Here is a 24,544-nt window from a genome sequence, read left to right as displayed (position 1 = left end):
ATATCTTAAAGCTGTTCAATTCTGAAAAACCCGCAAACTCCCGTCCTAGTCAGGGCTAGGAGTCTTTCTATAGCCAGTAAGAAAATGATAAAGTACAAAAAATTCACATTTTAATTTCTATCCATTACTGTCCCCATTGAGTAGGAGTGTCCGTTACTTTGGAGACCCACAAGGAAAAGATACTCGTTGTTGACGATGAAGCGAGTATTCGTCGCATCTTAGAAACTCGCCTGTCAATGATTGGCTATACCGTCGTCACTGCCGCCGATGGCGAGGAAGCCCTGACCAAATTTCGGCAGGAGCAGCCAGATTTAGTCGTGCTTGATGTGATGATGCCGAAACTAGACGGCTATGGCGTCTGTCAAGAACTGCGCAAGGAATCGGATGTCCCCATTATTATGCTCACTGCCCTGGGCGATGTGGCCGATCGCATTACGGGGCTAGAACTAGGTGCCGATGATTATGTGGTCAAGCCCTTTTCCCCCAAGGAGTTGGAAGCCCGCATACGCTCGGTACTGCGACGCATTGAGAAAACCAGTACCTCTGGCATCCCTAGCTCCGGGGTGATTCAGGTGGGCAATATTCGCATTGACACCAATAAGCGGCAGGTCTACAAGGGGGATGAGCGCATTCGTCTCACGGGCATGGAATTTATGCTCTTGGAATTGCTGGTGGGACGCTCGGGCGAGCCTTTCTCCCGTGCAGAAATTCTGGAGCAAGTATGGGGGTACACCCCCGAGCGCCATGTGGATACACGGGTGGTGGATGTCCACATTTCCCGCTTGCGGGCTAAATTAGAAGAAGACCCCAGTAATCCAGAATTAATCTTGACCGCACGGGGTACTGGGTATCTCTTTCAGCGCATTACGGAACCGGGAGAAGCAAGCAACAAAAATCAATAGCTGCTTGGCTTGAGGGTGAGCCATGAATCAAAAACGCTGGCGCTGGTCAGAGGTGGTGGGTCTAGGTCTGACGGCTGTGGCTCTAGGCATTGTTGCCTTTATGCAGCAGGATGCCTTGCGTCAGTTACAGGCTCAAACGGGCGAACAATTCACCGATGCCGAATATGAGCGCCAGAATGCCCAAACCATTGCTCAAATGCAACTTTTGGCAAAGTTACCTTCCTTTGGTTTTGACAATTTAGTTGCCGATTGGGCATTTTTGCAATTTCTGCAGTTTTTTGGGGATTCTGCTGCCCGCCAAGTCACAGGTTACGACGATGTACCTGCTTTCTTTGAGGTAATTATTGCCAAGGATCCCCGCTTTGCCCAAACCTATCCCTACCTCTCGACGGCAATCACGGTGTATGCAGGACAGCCACAAACCTCTGTGGCTTTGATGGATCGGGGTTTGGTTGCGATGGATCCCGCCTATCAACCAACGGCCTACTTGGCATGGGTGTTTCGGGCCATGGATGAATTGCTCTTTTTGGGCAAAGGGCGAGCGGCAGCCGTGTCCTACGATCGCGCCGCGGCTTGGGCAGAGCTGAATCCAGAGCCACAGGTACGCGCTGCAGCCGAGTATTATCGCTCTTTAGCACAAACCCTACGGCGAGATCCCGACAGTCGCATGGCACAGATTAATGCGTGGATTTGGGCACTGGTCAATGCCGTCAGCGATCGCTCGCGGCAAACGGCCATAGAGAATATTGAACGCCTAGGGGGCAAAGTCTCACGGCTTCCCGATGGCGCTTGGCAAATTCGCCACCCTGAAGATCTGCGGTAACGCCTGTGGAACGGACGATTGCCGAAATTAATGAAAAGATTACAGCAGGCAAAGCCACGGTTTGGACACTGGCAGAACTCAAAGCCCGTCTTCAAAGCCTGAGCATTGCTGAAGCAACCCGCCAAGTGGATGTGGTTACGACGGGTACATTTGAACCCATGGAGTCCTCTGGGGCGATCATTAACTTGGGACCCACGGATCCGCCTATTAAACTACGGCAGTGCTGGCTCGATGGCATTCCCGCCTACACTGGTTTTGGCGCTGTGGATCTGTACCTTGGCGCGGCCCAATCGGTCGATGCCAACTCTGAAGGGGGTGAAGCCGATAGTCTGCGGGAACGGGGGGGTGGCCATGTCATTGCCGATTTGATTGCGGGTAAAGCCATTCCCCTACGGGCAGTGGGCTATGTTACGGATTGTTATCCCCGCGCCAGTTTAGAAACGGTGATTAGCAAAGACACCATCAACCAGTTCTATCTCTATAATCCCCGCAATCTGTATCAAAACTTTATTGTGGGTGTGAATGGGGGCGATCGCCCCCTCTATACCTATCTCGGTCCACTGCAGCCGCAACTGGGGAATGCCGTCTATGCCTGTGGCGGCGCCCTCTCACCTCTGTTGAATGATCCCTATCTGCGACTGGTGGGGATTGGCACGCGCATTTTCCTTGGTGGTGGCATTGGTTATGTAGCTTGGGAAGGCACCCAACACTTCCCTTTGCAAAAACGTTTGGCAAACGACACCCCCATTGGCCCTGCAGCAACCCTTGCTCTAATTGGTGACGCCAAACAGATGGATCCCTTTTGGGTACGCGGCTGCTATTTCAAGCACTATGGGGCATCCCTGATGCTAGGGGTGGGGGTTCCGCTGCCAGTGTTGGATCAAGAGGTGATTGCCCGCTGTGCCATTCGCGATGAGGACGTGGTGGCGCCGATTATTGACTTTTCAATTCCTCGCCGGGTACGTCCCACCTTCGGCATGGTCAACTATGCCCAACTCAAGTCGGGCAAGATCAAAATTGAAGGCAAAACCGTGCGCACCGCTCCCCTCACTAGTCTCTATTTTAGCCAGCGCATAGCTGAGGTCCTCAAGGATTGGATTCAGAGTGGTCGTTTTACGCTGACAGAACCCATTGCCCCACTGCCGTGCGATCGCGCCTTTTTGCCGCAACAACCTTGGATGCCCGCTGTCATTGACGATTAGTGAGGGCGGCAGGCTGCCTTTCCCTATACTGACAAATAGTTCAGCCCCCTTGGCCTTGGAATTCTCCAGTGTCTGACCGAGTGATTCAGGCAACTGATGAACTCTTACGGATCGGTGTTTAATAAAGATATAGGGGTGCGACGCGAAAGCTAGCCAGATGATTGTCCCACTAGCCCAACAAGCTAGAACGGGACCGGTTGTGCCCCCAACCGTAGCCTAGGGAGGCATGCGTGACTGGTAACGGTCAGGTATGAAGCCCTCCCGACAACGTAGCCCGAACCGCAAGGTTGAAGCCGAATCCGTGAGGAGGAAGCAACTTCACCAGCGTCAGGTGATAGGGAGCTAGGCTTGAGGGTATGGTGAACGTAAGTGAAGTGACGCCAGAAGCCTCGTTACTCTCAGCAGGCCAAAGACGCTGACAGGCCTGGGCCAAAATGGCAAGTGGACGGCTACACCTCTCCTAATTAGGTGTACGGGGACATTAGCTCCACCGGGGTAAAGTCACCACCTAACCCCTCGCGTCATCTGGTTGGAACGCGGTAAGCCCGTACTTCCGCCTTGATAGGCCAAGCACAAGGCAAGTGGACTGCGAGGAACACCCATGGAAGTGCGGGTAGAGGAGACGGGAAAAAGCGAATGCTAGCCTGTAATGGGTTAGATAGGGATTGAGAATGCTGGCAGGACATTCAACATCATCCCACTCGAAAGAGGGCAGACTTCCCGTCGGTTCCCCATTACGAGAAAATCTATAGAACCTCCCTAATGGTGACAAAGCAAATGGCGGTGACCTTGAGTCACTGGTGCGGTCACCAACCCTCCCACCAAGGGTAGGCAGGCTGTAGATGAGTATCGTAAAGGTTGTACACACAACCGGTTCCTCTTAAATGAGGGGTTTTGGGGGGCCTGAGCCGGATGCGAGGAAACTTGCACGTCCGGTTCTTAGGGGGCTAGGGGGCAGTAATGCCCCCCTGCTACCCGACTTCTGGATTCCAGCGATCGCGGACAACCCAACAGTTGCATCCTTCATCAGCGCCAATCCGTCATAGGTGTTCTTACGGTTGTTGCCTGTTCTAGTTGTGTGTCAGTCTGAGCATTAGGGTAGAGGTCAAGGGCTGTGCAGTATCTCGCTGAAGTGATTAAAAAAACCGGTTTTATGGGGACGAAATCCGAGTTGAAATTGTTGATGCGGGAGCAGTCGGGCTACTGGCACCCTGTCCCCCAAAACGAGGAAACGATTCCCTTTGACAATAGTCGCGACTATGGCAATGGCGTGCTGGTCTTTGTGGAAATGGCCGCCAACCGCCAAATTCAAAATGTCGATGAAGCGGCGCGCCGCCTCACGGGTATTTTGCACGGCTTCACACGGATGCGTGAGCGTTTCCAAAGTCAAGAGGAAGAAATTGAAGGCTGGAAGCAATCCCTCTTGTATCAGGCGGAAGCGCTTAACCAACGGGAACAGGAATTTGAGCAGCGCAAAGAAGAACTCCAGGAATTAGAGGCGCAACTGGCTGGCGCTGAAGAGCAACTGGCCCAGCTCCAAAAACTACGGGAGGAATTGACCGCAGAGGAAGAGCGGATTCAAGCGCAACGCCAAGCCCTTGAAAATTTACGCCACCAAGTCCATCAAGAACAGCAGCGCTGGGAACAACTCAAATCCAGCCACGGCAATGGCCTATCCCCAGAACAAATTCGCCAAGTGGACTCGATTTTGCAGCAGTTGGCCGAGACCCTCAGCAGGGATGGGGGTTCCCAAATCGCTGAATGTTTCCAAATTTTAGACCAGCAGCAGGCTTTGCTGAGTCAATACTGGCAGCAACTGGAGCAACTAGAGCAGGAAGTGAGCCAACGGCAAGCCACCCTAGAGCAGCAACTTCAAGCTTTCCAAGCAAAGGAGGAGACCTGGCGCACCGCTCAAGAAAAATTTTGGCAAGACAGTCGGGCGATCGCTCTGCAGGAGGAACTCTGCCGCTACAAACAGTCCGTTCTGGAAAAAGAACGCCACCTCCTTGCTCAACAGGAGGAAATGATCCAGCAAATGCGCCAAGCCATGGTCAGTGATCTCACAGAGGCAGTGGATGTCAATGCCCTGATGAAAATGCCCATGGAGGAACTCGAAAAAGAAGTGGCCAACCGCGGCAATGACCTCAAGCGGGCTTCTGCCTTTGTCAACGATCAAGAAGAAGAGCTAAAAATGGCTCTGGAGTCCTTAGCAGAACTAGAGCAGAAAATTAAAGAAGCCAGTGACTTTGATCGCCTGCAACTGGCGGGGGAACTAGAGGATGAGCGCCAGCGCTGTAATCTGCTCAATCAGGCCCTTGAGGGACAGCGGCAAAATATCCGTGAAAAAGAAGCGATCTACAAAATCCATAAGCAAGTCCTCGAGGCCCGCAAGGATCCGGCCTCTCAGCAGGGCATTAGCCTCATTCCCATTCTCAGTGAACTTGAACACCAGTTTCACGAATACAGTGTGGCCGTCAATCAACTGGCAGAAGAATTGCAGCAGGCCTATACCGATCTAGAAAGTTTGCGCCACGACCTCGAAGAGCGCCGCAAGCTCCAACAGCAGCAAAAAGATCAACTGACTCAAGAAGAACAGGTGCTCATTGAAGAACAACGTTTACTCGCCGCCAAGCGGGGGCAGGCAAATCTGCTGCGGGAAATTTTACAACCCGTTCAAGATCGCCTCAATCACCTGCGCCAAAGCTTAGAGGGACTCAACCAAAATATCCTCAATGGCCGCCCCAGTGCCCTCATTTCTGAGTTGCAGCAGGTGGTTATGAATTTGGGGCAGGGGGCTTAGCCCCTAATTGCGCTGCCGCATTGCATTTCGCACTTTGGTTTCCCCCGTGGGGTTGTTTTGCTCACGGTAGAGCTTTAAAGCGACTTGATAGGCATTGCGGGCCTCCTGCCGCCGTCCTTGGGCTGCCAAGGCTTTCCCCAAGCGGTAAAATCCTTCCGGATCCTGGGGGTTGATCTGCGTGGCTTGACGATAAATCGCCGCCGCTTCCAGGGGATGATTTTGCTGCATTAACAGCTCACCTAAGCTAAAGTAAGTGGCGACCCGTTCGGGTTGCAGGGTGATCAGGCGGCGGTAGGCTTGAATCGCTCGCTCTGGCTGATTCGCAGCCGCAGCCAGTTCGGCCACCTGCTGTAGGAGATCCGCATCCCGCTGACCCAAGTGAGCGGCGCGATCAATGGCCTGCCAGCCATTGCTAGGATCGCCGGCGGCAAGAAGTGCCATGCCTAAATTGATTTGAATTGAGGCACTGCCAGGGGCAAGGGCTGCCGCCTGTTGCAAACGGCTGAGGGCTTCAGGAATATTGCCTTGTTGGAGCAGCAGAACCCCTAATCCCTTTTGAGCTGCCCAATTGCCGGGGGCAAGACGGAGGGCGGAGCGGTAGGCCTCTATGGCACCTTGGGGATCTCCCAGGCGGGCGAGAATCACCGCCAGTCCTTCATAGGCTTGAGCGTTACGGTGATTCAGCCGGATGGCTTGGCGGTAGGCGGCAGCCGCCCCCTGGTTTTCCCCCATCATCCCCAGACTGTAGCCTAGGGCATAGTAAAAATCGGCGTTTTGTTGATCGAGCTCAATCGCCCGTTGGTAAGCACGGGCCGCTTCGCCAAATTGTCCCTGCTGGGCATAGATGTAGCCAATGGCAGAATGGACGCGGGGATTACGGCTCTCACTCTCGAGGAGTTGCTGATAAATGGCCAAGGCTTGGGCATAGTTTCCTCCTTCCACTAGCCGCTGCCCTTCCTGCATCAGCCGGCTCACTGGGCTATTGGCGTGGACTGGCGATGCCATCCAAAGGCCAAGACTGGCAATACTAGCCCACAAAAGGGAATTGATGCGCATTGTGAGTGAGTCCTCCTCGCAAACGTTAACCCTAACTTAACGGTTGTTTACAGCTCCCTTAAGAGATACTGCAAATTCCCCCAAGGGCGATCGCCAAGGGTTAAGAGATCTAGTTAAAGCAAACTCAGGGTCTATTCTGGACAATTTTGACCCCCATGGCAAATCAGGCGAAATTAATAAGGTAGGTGTCCGATGGCGAGACGATGCAATATTGCCCTTGTGGGCAACTACAACAGTGGCAAAACGACCCTTGCAGAAAGTATTTTGCGCCTTACCCATGCCACCAAGGGGAAAGCCATTGGTCTTCTGGATACCAGTCCTGAGGCGCGCGATCGCCAGATGGGCGTGGAACTGAATGTTGTCCATACCCAGTATGGGGAGCTAGACCTCACCCTTCTCGACTGTCCCGGCTCCGTGGAATTGCTCCAAGAAACCCTCAATGCCCTTGTGGGTGTGGACATGGCGATCGTTGTCTGTGAACCCCTGAGCGATCGCGCCTTTACCCTAACCCCCCTATTCAAATTCCTCGATGACTGGCAAATTCCCCATATCCTTTTTCTCAACAAGATGGAGCGTGCCCATGATCCCTACAGGGAGATTCTAGCCGCCTATCGCCAAGCCTCCAGCCGCCCCCTTGTGCCCCACCAGTACCCCATTTGGCAGGGGGATGACCTCTTGGGCTACATTGACTTAGTGACGGAGCAGGCCTATCACTACCATGCGGGAGCAGCGGCGGACTTAGTCCCCTTTCCTTCGGAATTGCAAGCCGTTGAACAGGCGGCGCGGGCAGAGCTACTGGAGGCTCTGGCCAACTACGATGATCACCTCCTGGAAGAACTCCTGGAGGATATCGCGCCACCGGAAAGTGAAATTATGGCCGATTTGCGCTGGGAGTTGGGAGCCGACTTAATTGTGCCCGTCTTTTTTGGCAGTGCCCAAACGGATTATGGTGTGCGCCCCCTCTTGGCCGCCCTCGATCGCGAAGCACCCGATGCCACAGCAACCGCTGCCCATCGCCAGATCAACGGTGAGGAGCCTCTCGCCCAAGTGCTCAAGACGTTCTATATCCCCCAAGGAGGTGGCAAACTCTCCCTTGTGCGGGTCTGGCAGGGCACCTTGACCGATGGCATGAGCTTGAATGGAGTGCGCGTGGGTGGCATCTACCGTGCCCAGGGCACGCAATTAGAATCCTTGGGGCAAGCAACGGCGGGTGAGGTGGTCCTATTGGCACGGCTGGAGGGCATTCGTACCGGTGAGACCCTCAGTGGCAGTGGTCAGGTACCGCCTTTGCCCTGTGCACCGCAACTGGAACCGGTCTATGCCCTAGCCATTACTCCCAGTAAACGGAGTGACGAGGTGAAGCTCACTGGCGCGCTGCAAAAACTCCTTGAGGAAGACCCGGCGCTGCGTTGGGAACAGCATGGTGATACCCATGAAATTATTCTCTGGGGACAGGGCGACATTCACTTGCAGATTGCCCTCGATCGCCTGCGGCGCAAATATAACCTACCGATGCAAACCCATCTACCCCAAGTCCCCTACCGGGAAACCATTCGCCGGAGTATCAAAAACAGCCATGGCCGCTATAAACATCAAACCGGTGGCCACGGCCAATTTGGGGATGTATACCTCGATATCGCTCCCCTAGAGCGCGGCAGCGGCTTCCAATTTAGTGAAACCATTGTCGGCGGCGTTGTTCCCAAGCAATATATCCCTGGTGTTGAGCAGGGGGTGCGCGAATTCCTAAACCAAGGTCCCTTGGGGTTTCCGATTGTGGATGTGGCTGTTACCCTCACCAATGGCTCTTACCACTCTGTGGATAGCTCTGAGCAAGCCTTTCGCCAAGCCGCCCGCCTCGCGATGCAAGCGGGAATTCCCCAGTGTGAACCGCAACTCCTAGAACCCATCATGGCGGTGCAGGTGTGGATGCCCCAAACCTTTACTGCTAAGGTGATGCAGGCTTTGACGGGGCGGCGCGGTCAGGTTTTGGGCTACAGCTGTAAGGAGGGTTGGCCCGGCTGGGAACAGATTGAGGCGTATTTACCCCAAGCGGAAATGCATGACTTTGTCGTGGAGTTGCGATCGCTGACCATGGGCACGGGTGGCTTCCATTGGCAATTTGACCATCTTCAGGAAGTACCGGAGAAACTGGCCGCAGTGATTGTCCAGCGCCACAAAAACCCCTAGGCCACGCCTTGAGCTGCCTTGGCCTGCAATTCCTGAAGTCGTGTGGCCATAATCTGCCGTATCTGCGCCTCCTGCTGGCGATCGCCCTCATCAAGGTCGTCGGCCACCGTGCCGGGAGCGGCTTGGAATTTCTTGAGTTGACGGTCAAAGACACTATTGGGAAAGCGGCGGTACTCAACGGTCCGCTGCTCGAGGCGGGCGGTGTGGCAAAACTGGTGCAACCAATAGGCATAGGCCACATCCTCAGCCCCATAGCGAAATTGGCGAAACACCTCATCCTCTGGAAAGCCGCCAATAAACTCGTGGACTTCGCGGCGCACAGCCAGGTTCAGCACCAAGGTTTGCTCGAGGCTCTTGTGCCAGTAGGGATGCAGGCGATCGCGACAATAGACCCCCGTGCGCACCGCCCCAAAATAGGCCGGGGCATAGGGTTCCGGTAAGGGCTGATTCAACACCGATAGGGCTAAAAACAGGTGCTCAGGGCGGTATAGATCATCGGCATCACAGAAAAAAATCACCTCACCTTTGGCTAAGCGCACCCCAATGTTTCGCGCTGCTGCAATCCCAACGTTCGTCGGCAGGCCCACCAATTGCAGAGGGACAGCATTCGGCCATCCTGCCATCGCCACATCGCAGGTGCGATCCGTTGAACCATCGCTAATCAGGATCAATTCCCCCTCAGGGGTGTAGGGGAAGTGCTGTTGGAGGTAGCGGCAACTGGCAGCAATGCTCTCAAGGGTTTCGCGAAAGATCCTTTCTCCCCGCTGGGTTACCACATTGTAGGCGGGCATCACAATCGAGAAGGAACGCAGGCCAGCAAGTTCCACAGCAAGTCCCTCCGTCACTCGCCCTCATTTTCTCCCTAGGAGGGGCTTCGATGCAAAAATTGCCCGAGGTGTTGACAAACGCTCAGGGTATTCGCTACATTAACTAATGCTGAGTCTTGCCCCCATCGTCTAGTGGCCTAGGACACCTCCCTTTCACGGAGGCGACGGGGATTCGAATTCCCCTGGGGGTATCCTACACCGGCAACCTCACACGAACGGTGGATAGTTGATTCACCGCTCCCCTGCTAAAGTGCCACAATACGGAAAGTAGTGCAGGAGACAAAGGATGGATTGGGCAACGCGGGTGATGCGGGTCACGCCGTCGGTAACGCTGGCGATTGATGCCAAAGCCAAGGCAATGCGGGCGGCTGGAGAAGATGTCTGTAGCTTCAGTGCAGGCGAACCCGACTTTGACACCCCTGCCCACATTCGTGAAGCTGTGAAAACAGCTCTCGATCAAGGTAAAACTCGCTATGGTCCGGCGGCAGGGGAACCGGCTCTGCGGCAGGCGATCGCCACCAAGCTCAACCGCGACAACCACCTGCCCTATCGTGCGGAAAATATCCTCGTCACCAATGGCGGCAAGCAGGCCCTCTTTAACCTGATGCTGGCCCTGATCAACCCCGGCGATGAGGTGATTATTCCTGCCCCCTACTGGGTGAGTTATCCAGAAATGGTGCATCTAGCCAGTGGCACGCCAGTGATTGTGGCAACCACGCCGGAAACGGGCTATCGAATTACCCCTGCGCAACTGGAGGATGCGATTACACCGAAGACACGGCTGGTTGTCCTCAATTCCCCCAGTAACCCCACGGGCATGGTCTATACACCTGAGGAAATTCGTGAGCTGGCGGCAGTGATTGTGCGGCATCAACTGTGGGTCGTTTCTGATGAAATTTACGAAAAAATACTCTACGACGGTGCCGAACACCTGAGCATTGGCGCAGTCAGTGGGGCTGCCTTTGAGCGCACCATTGTTTGCAGTGGGTTTGCCAAGGCCTATGCCATGACCGGCTGGCGAGTGGGCTACCTAGCAGGGACAACGGAGATTGTTAAAGTGGCAACCAAAATTCAGAGCCACAGCACCTCAAATGTGTGTACATTTGCCCAGTATGGCGCCCTTGCTGCCTTAGAAGGAAGTCAAGACTGTGTGGCTGAGATGGTGGCAGCATTTCGCGAGCGCCGTGCCTATATGTATGCCGGGATTTGTGAGATTCCGCGGCTGCGCTGTCTCAAACCCAAGGGGGCATTTTATTTGTTTGTGGATATTGGCGACACGGGTATAGGGTCCGTGGAATTTTGCGATCGCCTGCTGGAGGAGGAAAAAGTGGCCGCCGTCCCCGGTAAAGCCTTTGGCATGGATGATCACATTCGCCTCTCCTACGCCACGGATCTAGCCACGATTGAAAAAGGCCTGACGCGACTAGCGAAATTTGTCCAGCGGCTCTAAGTCCCCAACTGCCCCATCGCTAGCAGCAACCCCCTCAGGGGAGTCTAGGAGTCTAAAATAACCACTTCCTCTTGGGGACGCTAGAGTTCTACTTGGCGGTCTTGGGTATTGATCAGCGCAGCAGTCCCAAGGACACCCCCAGTGGCTGATACGCCTGCATGTTGGCGCCTAAGCGGTCAATAGGATCCGAGGGCGATCGCAACTCAGTAACGAAATCCGGCACGATTGGGATAAAGCCCGTCAGATCAATATCCTCTAGGGGGGAGTCAGCCATCCAAGAGATGTCTGGGGAAAGTTGGCCGCTCCCCAAAGCTGTAAATAGCCCGTCAAGGTATCAAAGGCACGCTCCACTGGCGTTTGCCGGCGCCAAAGCCCCACCTCCCAATCAGCTCAAAATTGTGGGTACCCCTTTGCCCTCTGTTGGTGGCATGATCATGAATTCTCCGGTTTGCTCAATTGTAGAGGCAGCTCAGGAGGATGCGGCAGCGTTGATCAAAGCACCGGTGCATTGTGGACATTGGGCAGCAGCGGCGAGCTATCCACAGGGGTGGGAGGAGTCATGCCCCTTGCCCAAATGGTGTAATGGTGTAACTCGCTCAGGCCCCTTAGAGATGCTCTTTCACATGTTGCCATGCCAGTTTGGCTGCACCGACGATGCCTGCGGAATTCCCAAGGGTTGCTCGCAAACACTGGAGGTGATGACGGGAGGTGGGCAGCACCCGCTCCTCCAATTCAGCAATCATCGAGGGAAAGAAGAGATCACTGGCGGCACTTATCCCCCCGCCAATAATCACTGCTTCCGGGGTGAGCACATACACAAGGCTAGCAATGCCAGCGGCTAATTCGCGGCCATAGGTTTGCCAGAGGGCGATCGCCTCAGGATCGCCATTTTTGGCCCGCTCTGCCATCTCATGGGGTTCACAGCCCCAACGCCGCCGCAGGGCTTGGGCGGAAACGTGTTGCTCCAGGGAACCGCGATTGCCACTGTTGCAGGGAGGCCCGTTGTAGTCGAGGGTAATCAGCCCCAACTCGCCGGCGGTGCCATCTCGACCAACGAACAACTCCCCATTGAGGATAATGGCACCCCCTACCCCCGTCCCCAATGTGAGCAAAATTAAGTCTTTGAACTGATTCCCTGCTCCTAGCCATGCTTCTCCGAGGCCGGCGCAGTTGGCATCGTTACCAATCACTGTGGGTTTGCCCGTCAGGTGTTCCAGGCTATCGCTAATCGGCACTTCGTACCAGTCAAGGTTAATGGCACGGCGGGCAATGCGACCGCTGGCATCCACAGGCCCCGGTATGCCCATACCAATCGCCAATGCCTGATCCTCACCATCCAGGTCTTGAATCCCCTGCAAAATTGCTTTGATCACCCGTTCTGGAAAAGGGGGCTGAGGAGTCGGCAACGTCAGGGCATTGAGGCAGTCCCCCTTGGGACTAAAGCGCCCCATTTTGATGGCCGTGCCACCGAGATCAACGCCAATAACGTAGGGTTCACTCACAGAGATGTTGTTCGTCTCAATTGCAGGCGATCGCGGGCATCGTCGCCCAGTTGAATCGTTACATCCGATGCTAGCACACCCGTACTCTCCACCCGCACTTCTCCAAATCCCAACAGTAACTGCACCTGACGCGCTGCCGCCAAGTCCCCCTGCTGGGCAATGATCCGCGTAATCGGGATCGGTTGGGGCAATGGCTCCGCCACCAGGGGATGGGGGTAACCGGCGGTTGCCAGTTGCTCACTCAGACGCATCACCAATGATTGGGGCAGGTTGGTATTTTGAATGGCAATCCGCACTTGGGCAGGGGAGGGCAAACCCGTCTCCCGTGGATCAGCCGTAGGGGTATCACGGAAATACTGATCCGTTAGCCAAGCAATCCGTTGGTAATTGGGCAACCAATAGCTCACTGCCACTTCCTCAGTGGTGCCATTAAAGTTCCCCGGCAGCAGCAGAAACTGCACCCGCGATCGCGGCAACCTGGTCAGGAATTGGCCCAAGCTCATCAATTCTTCAACCGTTAAATTCGTATCCAAGTTTTCGCGAATAATACTGAGAATGTGGGGAGTACGGGCAAGGGTTTCCGGCCGAGCCGTTTGCTCCATCAATGTCCGCAAGAACATCTGTTGTCGCTGCACACGGCCAATATCCCCAAGGGCATCGTAGCGAAAGCGCAGAAATTGCAGGGCTTGCTGGCCATTCAGGTGGTGTCGTCCGGCTTGCAAATCAATATAGAGGTGCTGACTCTCATCGCGATAGCGCATGGCTATGGGCACATCGAGGGTCACACCCCCAAGGGCATCAATGAGTTTCTCGATTCCCTGAACATTAATGCGCAAATAGCGATCAATGGGCACATTTCCCAACAGCTCACTGACCGTCGCTGCTGCCAACGCTGGCCCCCCAAGGGCATTGGCTTCGTTGATTTTGGCATCCCCGCGGCCGGGAATAAAGGTCAGGGTATCGCGGGGAATTGAGAGTATCACTAAACGTTGCTGCACTGGATCAAAGCGCACCAATAGAAGCGAGTCCGATAGTCCCTCAACGGAATTAACGAGGGCATGGTAGGTAAGGTTGGGGTCGGGGGGGTGATCTAAGTCGGAGGTTAAGACCTTAGAGCCAATGAGCAATAAATTTAGGGGCTGATGCAGCCTTGCCCCTGTCCAGCGATCGCCCCGTTGAAACACCTGCCACTCCTGAGGGCTGAGCGATCGCTGCATGAGCGGTGTACTCTGACTCAGTAGCCCCCAGAGTGCCCCTAGGCTGCCGGAGATCAGGGCAACCCCTAGCCACAACACCAGTCGCCAAAATAAGACCTCTTCTTCAGGCGGAGCCGGTTGTCGTCGGCGTTGCCATCGAATCAACACTGTTGCCTCGCCACACTAAAATTCCCTTAAGCCTACCATATAGCTCTTTTCTCCTAGGACATCCATCAAGGGTCTTCGATAGGGAGTTTCACCCGTTGGCCTCTATGTCCTTCCCATCAAAAGAACGGTCAACAAGTTGGCAGGATACAATACTCAAATATCACTCAAATATCCAACCCATCAGGAACCAATTGCGGCCAACATGCAATTTATTGACCTTGCAGAAATTCACGTCAAAGCCGGCAAAGGGGGTGACGGCATTATTGCCTTTCGCCGTGAAAAGTATGTGCCTGCAGGGGGGCCATCGGGGGGCAATGGTGGCAATGGCGGCTCGGTGATTCTCAAGGCAGTCTCGAATTTACAAACGCTGCTGGACTTTCGCTATGCCCATGTTTTCAAGGCAGAAAATGGCCAACGGGGCGGGCCGAATAACCGTACCGGTGCCTGTGGTGCGGATTTAGTGATTGAGGTGCCCTGCGGCACAATGGTCTGGGATGCGGAAACCGGGGAATTGCTGGGAGACCTTACGACCCCCGGTCAAACGCTGCTTGTGGCTAAGGGAGGCAAAGGGGGGTTAGGGAATAAGCACTTCCTCAGCAATCATCAGCGGGCACCGGACTATGCCCTACCGGGCTTGGAGGGAGAAGAACGGCATCTACGGCTAGAATTGAAGCTACTGGCCGAAGTGGGCATTATTGGCCTGCCTAACGCGGGCAAGTCCACACTGATTTCAGTACTGTCAGCAGCGCGACCCAAAATTGCGGATTATCCCTTTACAACCTTGGTGCCCAATTTGGGAGTGGTCCGCCAACCCAATGGCGATGGAACGGTATTTGCCGATATTCCGGGTCTGATTGCTGGTGCCCATACCGGGCTGGGGTTGGGGCATGAGTTTCTCCGCCATATTGAGCGCACCCGGCTGCTGCTGCATTTGATTGATGCCACGGCTGAGGATGTGGTGGCTGCCTACCAAACGATTCGCGATGAGTTAGTGGCCTACGGCCACGGCTTGGGCGATCGCCCCCAAATCGTCGCTTTGAATAAAATTGATGCCCTCGATGCCTCGCAAATCACGACTCTTCAAGAGACCCTCGCTGCCTACGTGGGTCAACGGGTTTTTGCTATCTCGGCGGTAGCTCGTCAGGGGTTAGAGCCTCTCTTAGAGGCTGTTTGGCAGGAACTGGGGGTCAGCGTTTCCCATTAGTATTCTTGATGGTGACGGGGGCTGTTGAGGAACTCGCGAGGAAAAAATGAATACCAGGGGCTACCTTGTCTCGGGCGCGATCGCCCTTGGAAGTTGTCTAATTTTGGGTCTGTGTTTTCCAACTCTAGCCCTGCAATTTCAGGAAATTGCCAATGAAATTTATCAACAACAATTTCAGGGACTTGCCAATCAAATTGATCAACTGCGAGAACAAGGGAATATACAGGCTGCTATCCCCCTAGCAGAGCGCTTTGTGACCCTTGTGGAAAAGATCCTAGGCCCCAACCATCCCCTTTTGGCAGCGACTCTCAACGAGTTGGCACAGCTCCATGTTGAGCAGGGAAATTATGCAGCAGCCCTCCCCCTCTATCAACGGGCATTGGCTATCTATGAGCGGGCTGGAGGGTCAGATCAACCATCGGTGGCTGCAATACTCAATAACTTGGCCAACCTCTACCGTGCCCAAGGGAACTATGATGCTGCGCTGCCAGTGCTTCAGCGGTCATTGGCGATCGCCGAAAAGACCCGAGGGTTAAATCATCCTGAGGTGGCGATCACGCTCAATAACATGGCGCTCCTCTACACTGAGCAAAAAAAGACCGCTGCCGCTCTGCCCTTGTATCAACGCGCCCTCAGGATCTTTGAGCAAACCCTTGGGGAGAAAAGTCCCTATGTGGCAACAACGCTGAACAACCTTGCAAACCTGTATCGACGACAAAAGAATGCCACCGCCGCCTTGCCCTTGTACCAACGTGCCCTTCAGATTCGCGAACAAACGTTGCCCGCAGGTCACCCCGATATTGCTAATAGCTTGAATAATTTAGCCACGCTCTATTTTGATCAGCGCAACTATGCAGCAGCACTGCCTCTTTATCAACGCACACTGGCGATCGCCCAATCTCGCCTAGGGCACAACCATCCCAATACTGCCCTTGCCCTGAGTAACCTTGCTGCTGTCTATTGGCAACAGGGCAATCTTACCCAAACCCTTGCCCTACTGCAAAACGTACAGGAGATTGAGGAAAAGAACCTCAGTGAAAATTTGATCGTGGGTTCCGAGGATTACAAGCGCAATTATTTGGCGACATTTCAAGACAGCACCAATGCCATTCTCAGCTTGCATCTCCAGAGTCTGCCCCGGCACCCTGAGGCCACTGCCCTTGCTCTGACAACCATCCTGCGCCGCAAGGGGCGGTTACTCGATTTTTTCAGCCAAAACCAAGCACGACTGCAACGGCAACTGGCGGCTCCAGATCAAGCGAAGCTTGAACAGCTCACCAAACTGCGCACAGCCATCGCCAAACTCGTTTTTGCTTCGGCAGAGCCAGCAGCTTTCTCCCAAGTGCAGCAGCTGCAAACCCAAGCCAGTCAACTGGAAGCCGAACTAAGTTTGCGCAGTGCTAGCTTTCGCGAGCTGACTCAACCCGTAACCATTGCTGCGGTTCAACGGTTGATTCCAGCCAATGCTGCTTTGATCGAGTTTATTCGCTATCGCCCCTACGACTTGCGCACCCAGAGGTTTGGTGAGCCGCGCTATGGCGTCTATGTGTTGCCTGCTAGAGGTCAACCCCTAGGAAAAGATCTGGGCCCTGCTGCTGAAATAGATGCCCAAGTACGCCAGACCCGTTTCCGTTTGGCTGACCGGCGTTTACCGAAGGTTGAAGTTCAACGGGCAGCTCAAGCTCTGACTGAGCAGGTGATTACCCCCATTCGTCCGTGGCTTGGCAATGCAACTCATTTGCTCATTGCGCCGGATGGGGAGTTGAATACCATTCCCTTTCAGGCTCTTGTGGATGCCCAAGGGCGCTATCTGGTGGAATCCTATTGGATTACATTGCTAACCTCTGGGCGGGAACTCCTGCGCATCCTATCCCGACCTGTAACTGCGAATCCCCCGTTGATTATTGCTGACCCGAGTTTCGATCGCTCATCAACGATGCACGCCCTTGATGGGCGGGGTTTGACTTTTACTCCCCTACCGGGAACGGCGGAGGAAGCGCAAGCACTCAGGGCGCTCGTTCCCCAAGCCCAAGTGTTACTGCAAGCTGCAGCCACCGAAACCGCAGTTAAAGCCGCCAATTCTCCTAAAATTCTCCACTTGGCTACTCACGGTTTCTTTTTAGCTGCTTCCGGGAACAAAGACATCCTTGAAAACCCCCTCCTGCGATCGGGGTTGGTCTTGGCAGCATCTAACGAACGCCAGCGTGGCTCAGAGGGTGATGATGGCCTCCTGACTGCCTTAGAAGTCACCGGCATGAATCTTAGGGACACAGAATTAGTCGTGTTATCCGCCTGTGATACGGGGCGAGGGGAGGTGGTCAATGGCGAGGGGGTCTATGGGTTGCGGCGAGCCTTTACATTGGCTGGGGCGCGATCGCAGGTGAGTACCCTGTGGAAAGTGGATGATCGAGTAACCCGCGATATCATGATCGCCTTTTACCAAAACCTGCAGCGAGGGATGGGGCGAACAGAAGCCCTGCGGCAAGTCCAGCTTCAGCGACTCAAGGATGAATCTCCCTACTATTGGGCAGCCTTTGTGTCCAGTGGTGATTGGTCTCCCTTAGCATTGCCCCGATGACGATGGTTCGTGCGATTCAATACCGTCTGGCCCTGTGGTACGTCGGAGTAACGGCACTTCTGCTCCTCATTTTTGGGACAGGGTTCTTTTTCTATGTGCGGGGAACGCTGATTGAGCGCGTTGATGACACCCTTAGCCACGTTGTTGAGGTGGTGAGTCGCTCCCTGATTATTGACACGGGCACTGCGGAAGTCATTGATTGGCAAACTAGTTTAGGCAGTAGCCCCCTTGCTGGGCTAGAGGAAGATCACATTGACCTTGAGGGGTTTACCCCAGATCAGCAGTTGGCTTGGAGCACGTTTTCAGAACCCCTGGATCTGCCCTTGCATCTGAGTCGGACAGCGGAAACGGTACAGGTGGCAAAGGATCGCTGGCTACGGCAGATGACGGTGGCTTTAGTCGTGGGCGATCGCCTGCTAGGCTATTTGCGGGTTAGCCATCCTTGGTTCGAGGTGACCCAACCCAGTCAAGCCCTCCTCTGGGATCTCTTAGTCGGTATTACCATCACGCTGACACTGGTGAGTATTAGTGGCTGGTTCCTGTCACGGCTGGCGATCGCCCCCTTGCAGCAGTCCTATGCCTATTTGAAGCAATTTACCGCCGATGCCTCCCATGAACTGCGCAATCCGGTGGCCCTGATTCAAACCAATGTCCAAGTTGCCCTAGCCACTGCGGATCCGCAAACCCAACGCCAGCAACTTCTGGTCATTGAACGCCTCAGTCGTCGCCTCAGCCGTTTGGTGGATGATTTGCTGTTTCTGGCTCGCCAAGATAGCGGCATGATTCCCCTGCAGGCCCAACCCTGCCACCTCGATGCGATTCTTTTGGGGGTGATTGAGGAGCAGATGCCCCTGATTGAACAAAAGCACCTGCAACTGGCGTTGGAGCTCGCAGATCCCCAGACCTCAGAAGCAGCCGCCTATCGCCTTTGGGGCAACCCCGATCATCTCAGCCGCCTCCTAAGCAATATCCTCAGTAATGCCGTGCAATATACCCCTGCGGGCGGTCAGATTCAAGTGAGGTTAGATCAGCAGGGCAAATTCTACCGTCTGGTGATTGCCGATAATGGACCGGGGATTCCTGCCAGTGAACTGCCCCGCCTTTTTGATCGCTTTTATCGCCTTCAGGGCACAAAATCCGAGGGAACAGGTTTAGGGCTGGCGATCGCCCAGTCCATTGTTCAGGCCCATCGAGGTCAGATTCAGGTGACGAGTGAAGTCGGTCAAGGTACCTGCTTTACGATTCTGCTGCCAACAGAAATAAAAGAGATCTAGATCGCTGGTACGATCATCGCCAGAGTCATCCCCAAATCAGCCAATTTCATTAGGATTGCCACCCCTGTGCAAAAGAAGTCGCGTTCGCTTGCCCACATTGCCACCATTGTTGCCGTTGCTACGCTGTTGAGTAAAGTCGCGGGACTGGTTCGCCAGCAGGCGATCGCCGCCGAATTTGGTGTTGGCGCCGCAGTGGATGCCTACAGTTACGCCTATGTGATTCCGGGGTTTCTCTTTGTGCTCTTGGGGGGGATCAATGGCCCTTTCCACAGTTCCATCATCAGTGTGGTTCTCAAGCAACCCCCAGAAAAAGCCGCGCCCCTCGTGGAAACCATTACCACCGTTGTGGGCGTCCTCCTGCTGGTGCTCACCGCCATTTTGATGGTGCTGGCGGAACCCTTAATTCAACTCATTGCCCCCGGCGCAAGTCCAGAGATTCAAGCCTTAGCCGCAGAGCAGTTTCGGATTATGGCGCCCTTGGCGGTGCTCTCGGGTTTGATTGGGATTGGCTTTGGCACCCTCAATGCTGCCGATCAGTATTGGCTGCCCTCCATTAGTCCCCTGCTGTCCAGCTTGGCGGTGATCATTGGGATTTGGTTCTTTGCTGATGAGTTTGGCCCAGTGGTACTTGCTTGGGGAACCCTAGTGGGAGGAATACTGCAATGGCTCGTACAAATTCCTGCCCAATGGCAAGCGGGCATGGGTACATTGCGATTACGTTTTGATTTCAATCGTCCTGAGGTGCGGGAGTTAATTCAACTCATGGGGCCTGCCACCCTATCCTCGGGAATGCTCCTGATCAGCGTTTATATCAGTCTCTTCTTTGCCTCCCAGTTGCCGGTGGGTGCTGCGTCGGCCTTGAGTTACTCCCAACTCCTATTTCTGACGCCCTTGGGGATTCTCTCCAATGTAATCCTTGTGCCCTATATGCCCATTTTTTCCAAGTTGGCACAGCCAGAACACTGGCCGCATCTTAAGGAACGCATTCGCCAGAGCTTGGTCCTCACTGCCTTGAGTATGATGCCCCTCGGTGGCCTGATGGCGGCCTTGGCCTTACCGGCAGTGCGGGTGGTCTATGAGCGGCGTGCCTTTGATTTTCAGGCCTCCCAACTGGTGGCGGCGCTGCTGCTGGTCTATGCCATTGGTATGTTTTTCTACCTTGCCCGCGATGTGATTGTCCGTGTCTTTTATGCCCTAGAGGATGGCCGCACACCACTGTATATCACCCTCTGGGGATTGGGATTTAATGCCCTGTTTTGCTTTTTCTTTACCCAAGTCTTTGGCGCTGTCGGTTTGGCAATGGCCACTGTTGGCGTGAATACGGTATCGTTTATTGCCCTTACTTGGATTTTGCACCGTCGTTTGGGGGGGCTGCCTTGGGGGCAGCTTATTGTGCCTTTGGCAGGAATTGCCCTAGCCAGTGTTCTCGCTGGTGGGGCAGGTTGGGGTGCCCTCAAAGGACTGGAATTACTCTGGGGGCGGGAAGGCTTGGGGGTGCAACTGTTGCAACTGGCGATCGCCGGCAGTGTCAACCTGATCGTTTTTGCAGCGATCATCTCACCCCTAAATCTGCCAGAGGTGGAGTTTTTTCTGAGCAAAGTACGGCGATTTTTGCCTAAGCGATACCAGTAATCGATTGCCGTAGTATGCTAGTAAACCGGCCAATGACGAGCCGTGCTTCATCCCATCTGCCTCTGCTTTGGAGTGCGCCATGAAAGTTGTTTGTTCACAATCGGTTCTCAGTAGTAAGCTCGCCCCCCTGAGTCGCGTTGCCCCTAGCAATCCGTCGCACCCGATTTTGGCGAATATTCTTCTGCAAGCTGAGGGTGGCCGCCTTGGCCTCTCCGTCTTTGATCTTAGTCTGGGAATGCAAATCTGGCTCGATGCAGCGGTGAAGGTGCCGGGGGCGATTACCGTTTCCGCCAAGCTCTTTAGTGAGATGGTGTCGCGGATGCCCAATCGCGATATTGAGATTACGGCGGAAGATACGCGGGTGATCCTTGATTATGGCAGCGGTTTCTTTGAGATTCAGGGGATGAGTGCTGAGGAATTTCCGGCGTTGCCGACCTTAGAGGATGTGACGCCGATTACGTTAACCGCAGAGGCATTACGGCGGGGACTTCAGGGGAGTTTGTTTGCGGCCAGCACTGATGAAAACAAGCAAATTCTCAGCGGGTTGCACGTGACCTTTGAGCGCGATCGCCTTGAGTTTGCGGCGACCGATGGCCACCGCCTTGCTGTTACCGTTACTGAACAGCCTGTTCCTGCAGAACCCCTCTCGCCAATTACCATTCCAGCAAAATCCCTCAAGGATCTAGAGCGGCTGATGGCGAAACAAGATGGGATGGTCGCACTTCGCTGTGACCCCACCCAAGTGGTGTTTGACATTGGCAATGATGCCCGGATTACCAGCCGTCTGCTGGAGGGCCAGTACCCCAATTACCGCCAACTCATTCCCAAGACCTTTGCTCGCCAAGTAACGGTTGAGCGATCGGCCCTGGCAGATGCCCTAGAGCGGGTGGCGATTCTTGCGGCGCAAAAGAATAACGTTGTCAAAATCAACATTGATACTGAGGCTCAAGAATTGAAACTCTCCGCCGAGGCTCCGCAATTGGGCAGTGGTGAAGAGAATCTACCAGCTCAAATTTCAGGGGAGTCGATGGTGGTGGCCTTCAATGTCAAATACCTTCTAGAGGGGCTGAAGGTCATGAATAGTGCTGATGTGCAACTGCAACTCAATGGCGAAACTCAGCCTGCGATCCTCCTTCCCCTTGGGGAAGCCCAGATGAAATACTTGGTGATGCCCATTCAAATTCGCAGTTAGCGCAGGAAGTTGCTGGTGAGCCAAAAGGTCACAAAAACACCAATGCCCACCAGTTGATCCACAGTAAGGAAGACCCCCGGCAGACCAAGCTGATAGAGACCCACGGCCATCACTGATCCCAAGATCAGGGCAAGGAGGGTGATTAAAAAGGCACGGCCAAGGCGTTGTTCCTTGCGTTGCAGCCACACAAGGTTAAAGCCAACCCCCAGGGACAGTACCAGTGCCAAGGTGTCGGGATTGGCCTGAGCCAGCCCGATTGCCATCAGAACGGCATAGATGGTTGAGGTAATGGCAATGCCCCGCAGGTTGGGGGTGTCTAACTGCTGCTGCCACCACTGAAGGGCAGGATGATTTGCAATGCGATTTAGCTTAGCTGGCGCCGGTTCCTTGAGTTCCTCGGCGTAGCGAATGCGCTCGGGCACTTTGATTTTGCCCTCTTGGCGTTGCCGCAGCCGATCCATCAAAATTGCATCGTAGGCTGCTTCAATTTCGGTACGCTGCCGTTCATCCCCCGAATGAGCCGCTAATAGTGCATCCCGTGCTTCCTTAATCTGCTCGAAAGAAGCATCTTCTGGCACTTGCAGCTTTTCGTAGGGGTTGTCACTCATGGCAAATTGATCTTTGCTCATTGGCCATTCTTACGGGCAATATCAACGGCGGACTGAAGGCTAGCCTACAGCTTTTTCCTCAGGATGCCCTGCCTTTCCAAGGAGCTAATCTTGCTCGTTGAGATGGATGGCAGGGAAAAAACCGCAACGCGATCGCCTTCCCTCAAATTCTAGCGACTTCCTAGGGAAAACGAGAGAAAGTGGCGCTCGAGGGCATGCAACCGCTTAAATGTAACAAATAATTTACTTTCGAGATTTTTAATGATTCTTTACAACAGATCAGGCGATCGCCCCCTAGAAGAACAGCTTCTTATTGCAGATTTCCGTTGGTGCGATCGCGAGGCAGACAAACTTTAGCTTTGGGTTCAGTCGCTCAGGGGATGACTTGGGGAGGGGAAACTTTTGTATTTTTGTTTAATTTAACTAAAAAACTAACAACAAAAAAATGAAAATTAATTTCTTAAAGAACTACTTCTGTCCTGACAGGCTGAGAGAGCTTGAAAAATTTTTTACTGATTTTCAAGGAGGCTGAAATTTTATTACACAAAAATAATTTTCTTGACCGCTGCCGCTTCTGGCGATCGCTGGCGGACAATAGCAGTTAGGTCATCGTGTCGCTCCATTACCGAGGAGGCAAGGTCAACGTGAAACTCGCAGTGTACGGTAAAGGCGGAATTGGCAAATCCACCACCAGTTGCAACATCTCCGTGGCGCTGGCGCGGCGGGGCAAAAAAGTCCTGCAAATTGGCTGTGACCCCAAGCACGACAGCACATTTACCCTCACGGGCTTTCTGATTCCCACCATCATCGACACCCTCCAAGCCAAGGACTATCACTACGAGGATGTCTGGCCAGAGGATGTGATCTACAAAGGTTATGGCGGCGTCGATTGTGTTGAAGCGGGTGGTCCCCCAGCCGGCGCAGGGTGTGGTGGCTATGTCGTCGGTGAAACCGTCAAGCTCCTCAAGGAACTCAATGCCTTTGATGAATACGATGTCATTCTCTTTGACGTTCTTGGGGATGTGGTCTGTGGTGGCTTTGCCGCCCCCCTCAACTATGCTGATTATTGTCTGATTGTCACTGATAACGGCTTTGATGCCCTCTTTGCCGCCAATCGCATTGCCGCTTCTGTCCGCGAAAAAGCTCGCACCCACCCTCTGCGCCTTGCGGGCCTCATTGGTAATCGCACCAATAAGCGGGATCTCATTGAAAAGTATGTGGAAGCAGTTCCCATGCCCATTCTTGAGGTGCTACCGCTGATTGAGGATATTCGCGTGTCACGGGTTAAGGGCAAAACCCTCTTTGAGATGGCCGAAAGTGATCCTAGTCTCAACGATGTTTGTGACTACTACTTGAACATTGCCGATCAAATTTTGGCGCGGCCCGAGGGTGTCGTGCCTAAGGATGTCCCCGATCGCGACCTCTTTGCCCTGCTATCTGACTTCTACTTGAATCCACAGGGATCAGAACGTTCACTCGCCGCTGTCTAAAACTCCCCTAGAATACTCCACGGAACCCCTCGCTGGAGTGAGTATGAACCCTGAACAACTACGGCAAAGCGCACGCAGTAAGTGGTTGGCCTACTACCAAGAAAACCGCCATTGGATTGTTCGCTTGGCCATTTGGAGTACCTATCGCGGTCAACGGCGCCCCTCCTCGAGTTTTATTTTGGCAGTGCTCACGACCCTAGAGCCCCGCCTACTGGATGCTCTACCTGTCATTGTTGAACTCACCAACGATCCCGATCGCATCGTTTCTGCCCTTGGTTTGAACTTCAACCCTGACGAAGAACTAGCCAATCGCGATCATCCTGCGCAACTGCCCCCAGAACCTCGCTTACTACCCCCGAAGCCCTTTGTCAGTAATCGGGCTGAAGAACACAGTGAGGAGGCCGCTCAACGTCATCAAACCTAGTTGCAATAGTTTCTCAATTTGGAGGCTCT

20 protein-coding genes and 1 tRNA gene are annotated in these 24,544 nt (G+C 54.1%); 14 read left to right on the top strand and 7 right to left on the bottom strand.

Annotated elements, in window-relative coordinates:
- Positions 1–146 precede the first annotated feature (146 nt).
- From rpaB to hmpF, 4 genes are all read left to right on the top strand, one after another.
- Complete coding sequence (gene rpaB, locus TLL_RS12015) at positions 147–902, top strand: response regulator transcription factor RpaB (protein WP_011058197.1); 756 nt, start codon at positions 147–149, stop codon at positions 900–902.
- Between the two features lie 22 nt (positions 903–924).
- Entirely contained in the window at positions 925–1,725 is an 801-nt protein-coding gene (locus tag TLL_RS12010) for a hypothetical protein (RefSeq protein WP_011058196.1), read from the top strand.
- Positions 1,726–1,730: 5 nt separating this feature from the next.
- On the top strand, positions 1,731–2,927 hold the full coding sequence (locus TLL_RS12005) for a homocysteine biosynthesis protein (protein WP_011058195.1): 1,197 nt from the start codon (positions 1,731–1,733) through the stop codon (positions 2,925–2,927).
- Positions 2,928–4,041: 1,114 nt separating this feature from the next.
- Positions 4,042–5,727, top strand: coding sequence for a pilus motility taxis protein HmpF (hmpF, locus tag TLL_RS12000; protein WP_011058194.1), 1,686 nt, complete (start codon positions 4,042–4,044; stop codon positions 5,725–5,727).
- A gap of 3 nt (positions 5,728–5,730) precedes the next feature.
- On the opposite strand, the gene TLL_RS11995 is transcribed toward hmpF, so the two are convergent.
- The gene (locus TLL_RS11995; RefSeq protein WP_164921032.1) at positions 5,731–6,732 is read right to left on the bottom strand and encodes a tetratricopeptide repeat protein; all 1,002 of its coding nucleotides are present in this window, start codon (positions 6,730–6,732) and stop codon (positions 5,731–5,733) included.
- Between the two features lie 243 nt (positions 6,733–6,975).
- Between TLL_RS11995 and TLL_RS11990 the strand changes: the two genes are divergently transcribed.
- Positions 6,976–8,970: an elongation factor G gene (locus tag TLL_RS11990; RefSeq protein WP_011058192.1), complete on the top strand. Its 1,995-nt coding sequence runs from the start codon at positions 6,976–6,978 to the stop codon at positions 8,968–8,970.
- Here TLL_RS11990 and TLL_RS11985 read toward each other — a convergent pair.
- Positions 8,967–9,815 (bottom strand): glycosyltransferase family 2 protein, encoded by an 849-nt coding sequence (locus TLL_RS11985; RefSeq protein WP_011058191.1) that lies wholly within the window; start codon positions 9,813–9,815, stop codon positions 8,967–8,969. The genes TLL_RS11990 and TLL_RS11985 overlap by 4 nt on opposite strands.
- 100 nt (positions 9,816–9,915) lie before the next feature.
- On the opposite strand from TLL_RS11985, the gene TLL_RS11980 reads away from it, so the two are divergent.
- Together TLL_RS11980 and TLL_RS11975 are read left to right on the top strand one after the other, a co-directional pair.
- Positions 9,916–9,988: transfer RNA gene (locus tag TLL_RS11980), tRNA-Glu, on the top strand.
- A 95-nt stretch (positions 9,989–10,083) separates the two neighbouring features.
- Positions 10,084–11,247, top strand: coding sequence for a pyridoxal phosphate-dependent aminotransferase (locus TLL_RS11975; RefSeq protein ID WP_011058190.1), 1,164 nt, complete (start codon positions 10,084–10,086; stop codon positions 11,245–11,247).
- 112 nt (positions 11,248–11,359) lie between these two features.
- On the opposite strand, the gene TLL_RS11970 is transcribed toward TLL_RS11975, so the two are convergent.
- From TLL_RS11970 to TLL_RS11960, 4 genes are all read right to left on the bottom strand, one after another.
- The gene (locus tag TLL_RS11970) at positions 11,360–11,521 is read right to left on the bottom strand and encodes a Uma2 family endonuclease (protein ID WP_011058189.1); all 162 of its coding nucleotides are present in this window, start codon (positions 11,519–11,521) and stop codon (positions 11,360–11,362) included.
- Positions 11,503–11,625 (bottom strand): hypothetical protein, encoded by a 123-nt coding sequence (locus TLL_RS13090; RefSeq protein WP_269441365.1) that lies wholly within the window; start codon positions 11,623–11,625, stop codon positions 11,503–11,505. The genes TLL_RS11970 and TLL_RS13090 overlap by 19 nt, the downstream gene beginning before the upstream one ends.
- A gap of 227 nt (positions 11,626–11,852) precedes the next feature.
- The gene (locus TLL_RS11965; RefSeq protein ID WP_011058188.1) at positions 11,853–12,749 is read right to left on the bottom strand and encodes an ROK family protein; all 897 of its coding nucleotides are present in this window, start codon (positions 12,747–12,749) and stop codon (positions 11,853–11,855) included.
- Positions 12,746–14,113: an LCP family protein gene (locus tag TLL_RS11960; RefSeq protein ID WP_011058187.1), complete on the bottom strand. Its 1,368-nt coding sequence runs from the start codon at positions 14,111–14,113 to the stop codon at positions 12,746–12,748. Before TLL_RS11960 ends, TLL_RS11965 begins: the two co-directional genes overlap by 4 nt.
- A gap of 202 nt (positions 14,114–14,315) precedes the next feature.
- Between TLL_RS11960 and cgtA the strand changes: the two genes are divergently transcribed.
- The 5 genes from cgtA (at position 14,316) to dnaN (ending at position 21,993) form a co-directional block, all read left to right on the top strand.
- On the top strand, positions 14,316–15,317 hold the full coding sequence (cgtA, locus tag TLL_RS11955) for an Obg family GTPase CgtA (protein ID WP_011058186.1): 1,002 nt from the start codon (positions 14,316–14,318) through the stop codon (positions 15,315–15,317).
- 46 nt (positions 15,318–15,363) lie between these two features.
- Positions 15,364–17,895 (top strand): CHAT domain-containing tetratricopeptide repeat protein, encoded by a 2,532-nt coding sequence (locus TLL_RS11950; protein ID WP_011058185.1) that lies wholly within the window; start codon positions 15,364–15,366, stop codon positions 17,893–17,895.
- 2 nt (positions 17,896–17,897) lie between these two features.
- Positions 17,898–19,169 carry a sensor histidine kinase gene (locus TLL_RS11945; protein WP_164921237.1) on the top strand — a complete coding sequence of 424 codons (1,272 nt, stop codon included), beginning with the start codon at positions 17,898–17,900 and terminating at the stop codon, positions 19,167–19,169.
- Between the two features lie 66 nt (positions 19,170–19,235).
- Positions 19,236–20,801: a murein biosynthesis integral membrane protein MurJ gene (gene murJ, locus TLL_RS11940; RefSeq protein WP_011058183.1), complete on the top strand. Its 1,566-nt coding sequence runs from the start codon at positions 19,236–19,238 to the stop codon at positions 20,799–20,801.
- Positions 20,802–20,880: 79 nt separating this feature from the next.
- On the top strand, positions 20,881–21,993 hold the full coding sequence (dnaN, locus tag TLL_RS11935; protein WP_011058182.1) for a DNA polymerase III subunit beta: 1,113 nt from the start codon (positions 20,881–20,883) through the stop codon (positions 21,991–21,993).
- Here dnaN and TLL_RS11930 read toward each other — a convergent pair.
- Positions 21,990–22,622, bottom strand: a complete 633-nt coding sequence (locus tag TLL_RS11930) for a CPP1-like family protein (protein WP_011058181.1) — start codon at positions 22,620–22,622, stop codon at positions 21,990–21,992. The two genes, dnaN and TLL_RS11930, sit on opposite strands and share 4 nt — an antisense overlap.
- 623 nt (positions 22,623–23,245) lie before the next feature.
- Here TLL_RS11930 and bchL point away from each other — a divergent pair.
- Together bchL and TLL_RS11920 are read left to right on the top strand one after the other, a co-directional pair.
- Positions 23,246–24,091 (top strand): ferredoxin:protochlorophyllide reductase (ATP-dependent) iron-sulfur ATP-binding protein, encoded by an 846-nt coding sequence (bchL, locus tag TLL_RS11925; RefSeq protein ID WP_164921031.1) that lies wholly within the window; start codon positions 23,246–23,248, stop codon positions 24,089–24,091.
- Between the two features lie 43 nt (positions 24,092–24,134).
- Positions 24,135–24,515 (top strand): DUF5331 domain-containing protein, encoded by a 381-nt coding sequence (locus TLL_RS11920; protein ID WP_011058179.1) that lies wholly within the window; start codon positions 24,135–24,137, stop codon positions 24,513–24,515.
- Positions 24,516–24,544 lie beyond the last annotated feature (29 nt).

This window comes from Thermosynechococcus vestitus BP-1 (assembly GCF_000011345.1).
GTDB classification, from domain to species: Bacteria; Cyanobacteriota; Cyanobacteriia; order Thermosynechococcales; family Thermosynechococcaceae; genus Thermosynechococcus; species Thermosynechococcus vestitus.
Note: the sequence above shows the minus strand (reverse complement) of the source record. Positions and strands in the feature narration are given on the sequence as shown.

Coding starts and splice junctions, on each gene's coding strand:
- TLL_RS11920 (WP_011058179.1), top strand. CDS start 24,135: ATGAACCCTGAACAACTACGGCAAAGCGCACGCAGTAAGTGGTTGGCC.
- dnaN (WP_011058182.1), top strand. CDS start 20,881: ATGAAAGTTGTTTGTTCACAATCGGTTCTCAGTAGTAAGCTCGCCCCC.
- cgtA (WP_011058186.1), top strand. CDS start 14,316: ATGCAATTTATTGACCTTGCAGAAATTCACGTCAAAGCCGGCAAAGGG.
- TLL_RS11930 (WP_011058181.1), bottom strand. CDS start 22,622: ATGAGCAAAGATCAATTTGCCATGAGTGACAACCCCTACGAAAAGCTG.
- TLL_RS11950 (WP_011058185.1), top strand. CDS start 15,364: ATGAATACCAGGGGCTACCTTGTCTCGGGCGCGATCGCCCTTGGAAGT.
- TLL_RS12010 (WP_011058196.1), top strand. CDS start 925: ATGAATCAAAAACGCTGGCGCTGGTCAGAGGTGGTGGGTCTAGGTCTG.
- TLL_RS11975 (WP_011058190.1), top strand. CDS start 10,084: ATGGATTGGGCAACGCGGGTGATGCGGGTCACGCCGTCGGTAACGCTG.
- TLL_RS11970 (WP_011058189.1), bottom strand. CDS start 11,521: ATGGCTGACTCCCCCCTAGAGGATATTGATCTGACGGGCTTTATCCCA.
- TLL_RS11990 (WP_011058192.1), top strand. CDS start 6,976: ATGGCGAGACGATGCAATATTGCCCTTGTGGGCAACTACAACAGTGGC.
- TLL_RS11945 (WP_164921237.1), top strand. CDS start 17,898: ATGGTTCGTGCGATTCAATACCGTCTGGCCCTGTGGTACGTCGGAGTA.
- TLL_RS11995 (WP_164921032.1), bottom strand. CDS start 6,732: ATGGCATCGCCAGTCCACGCCAATAGCCCAGTGAGCCGGCTGATGCAG.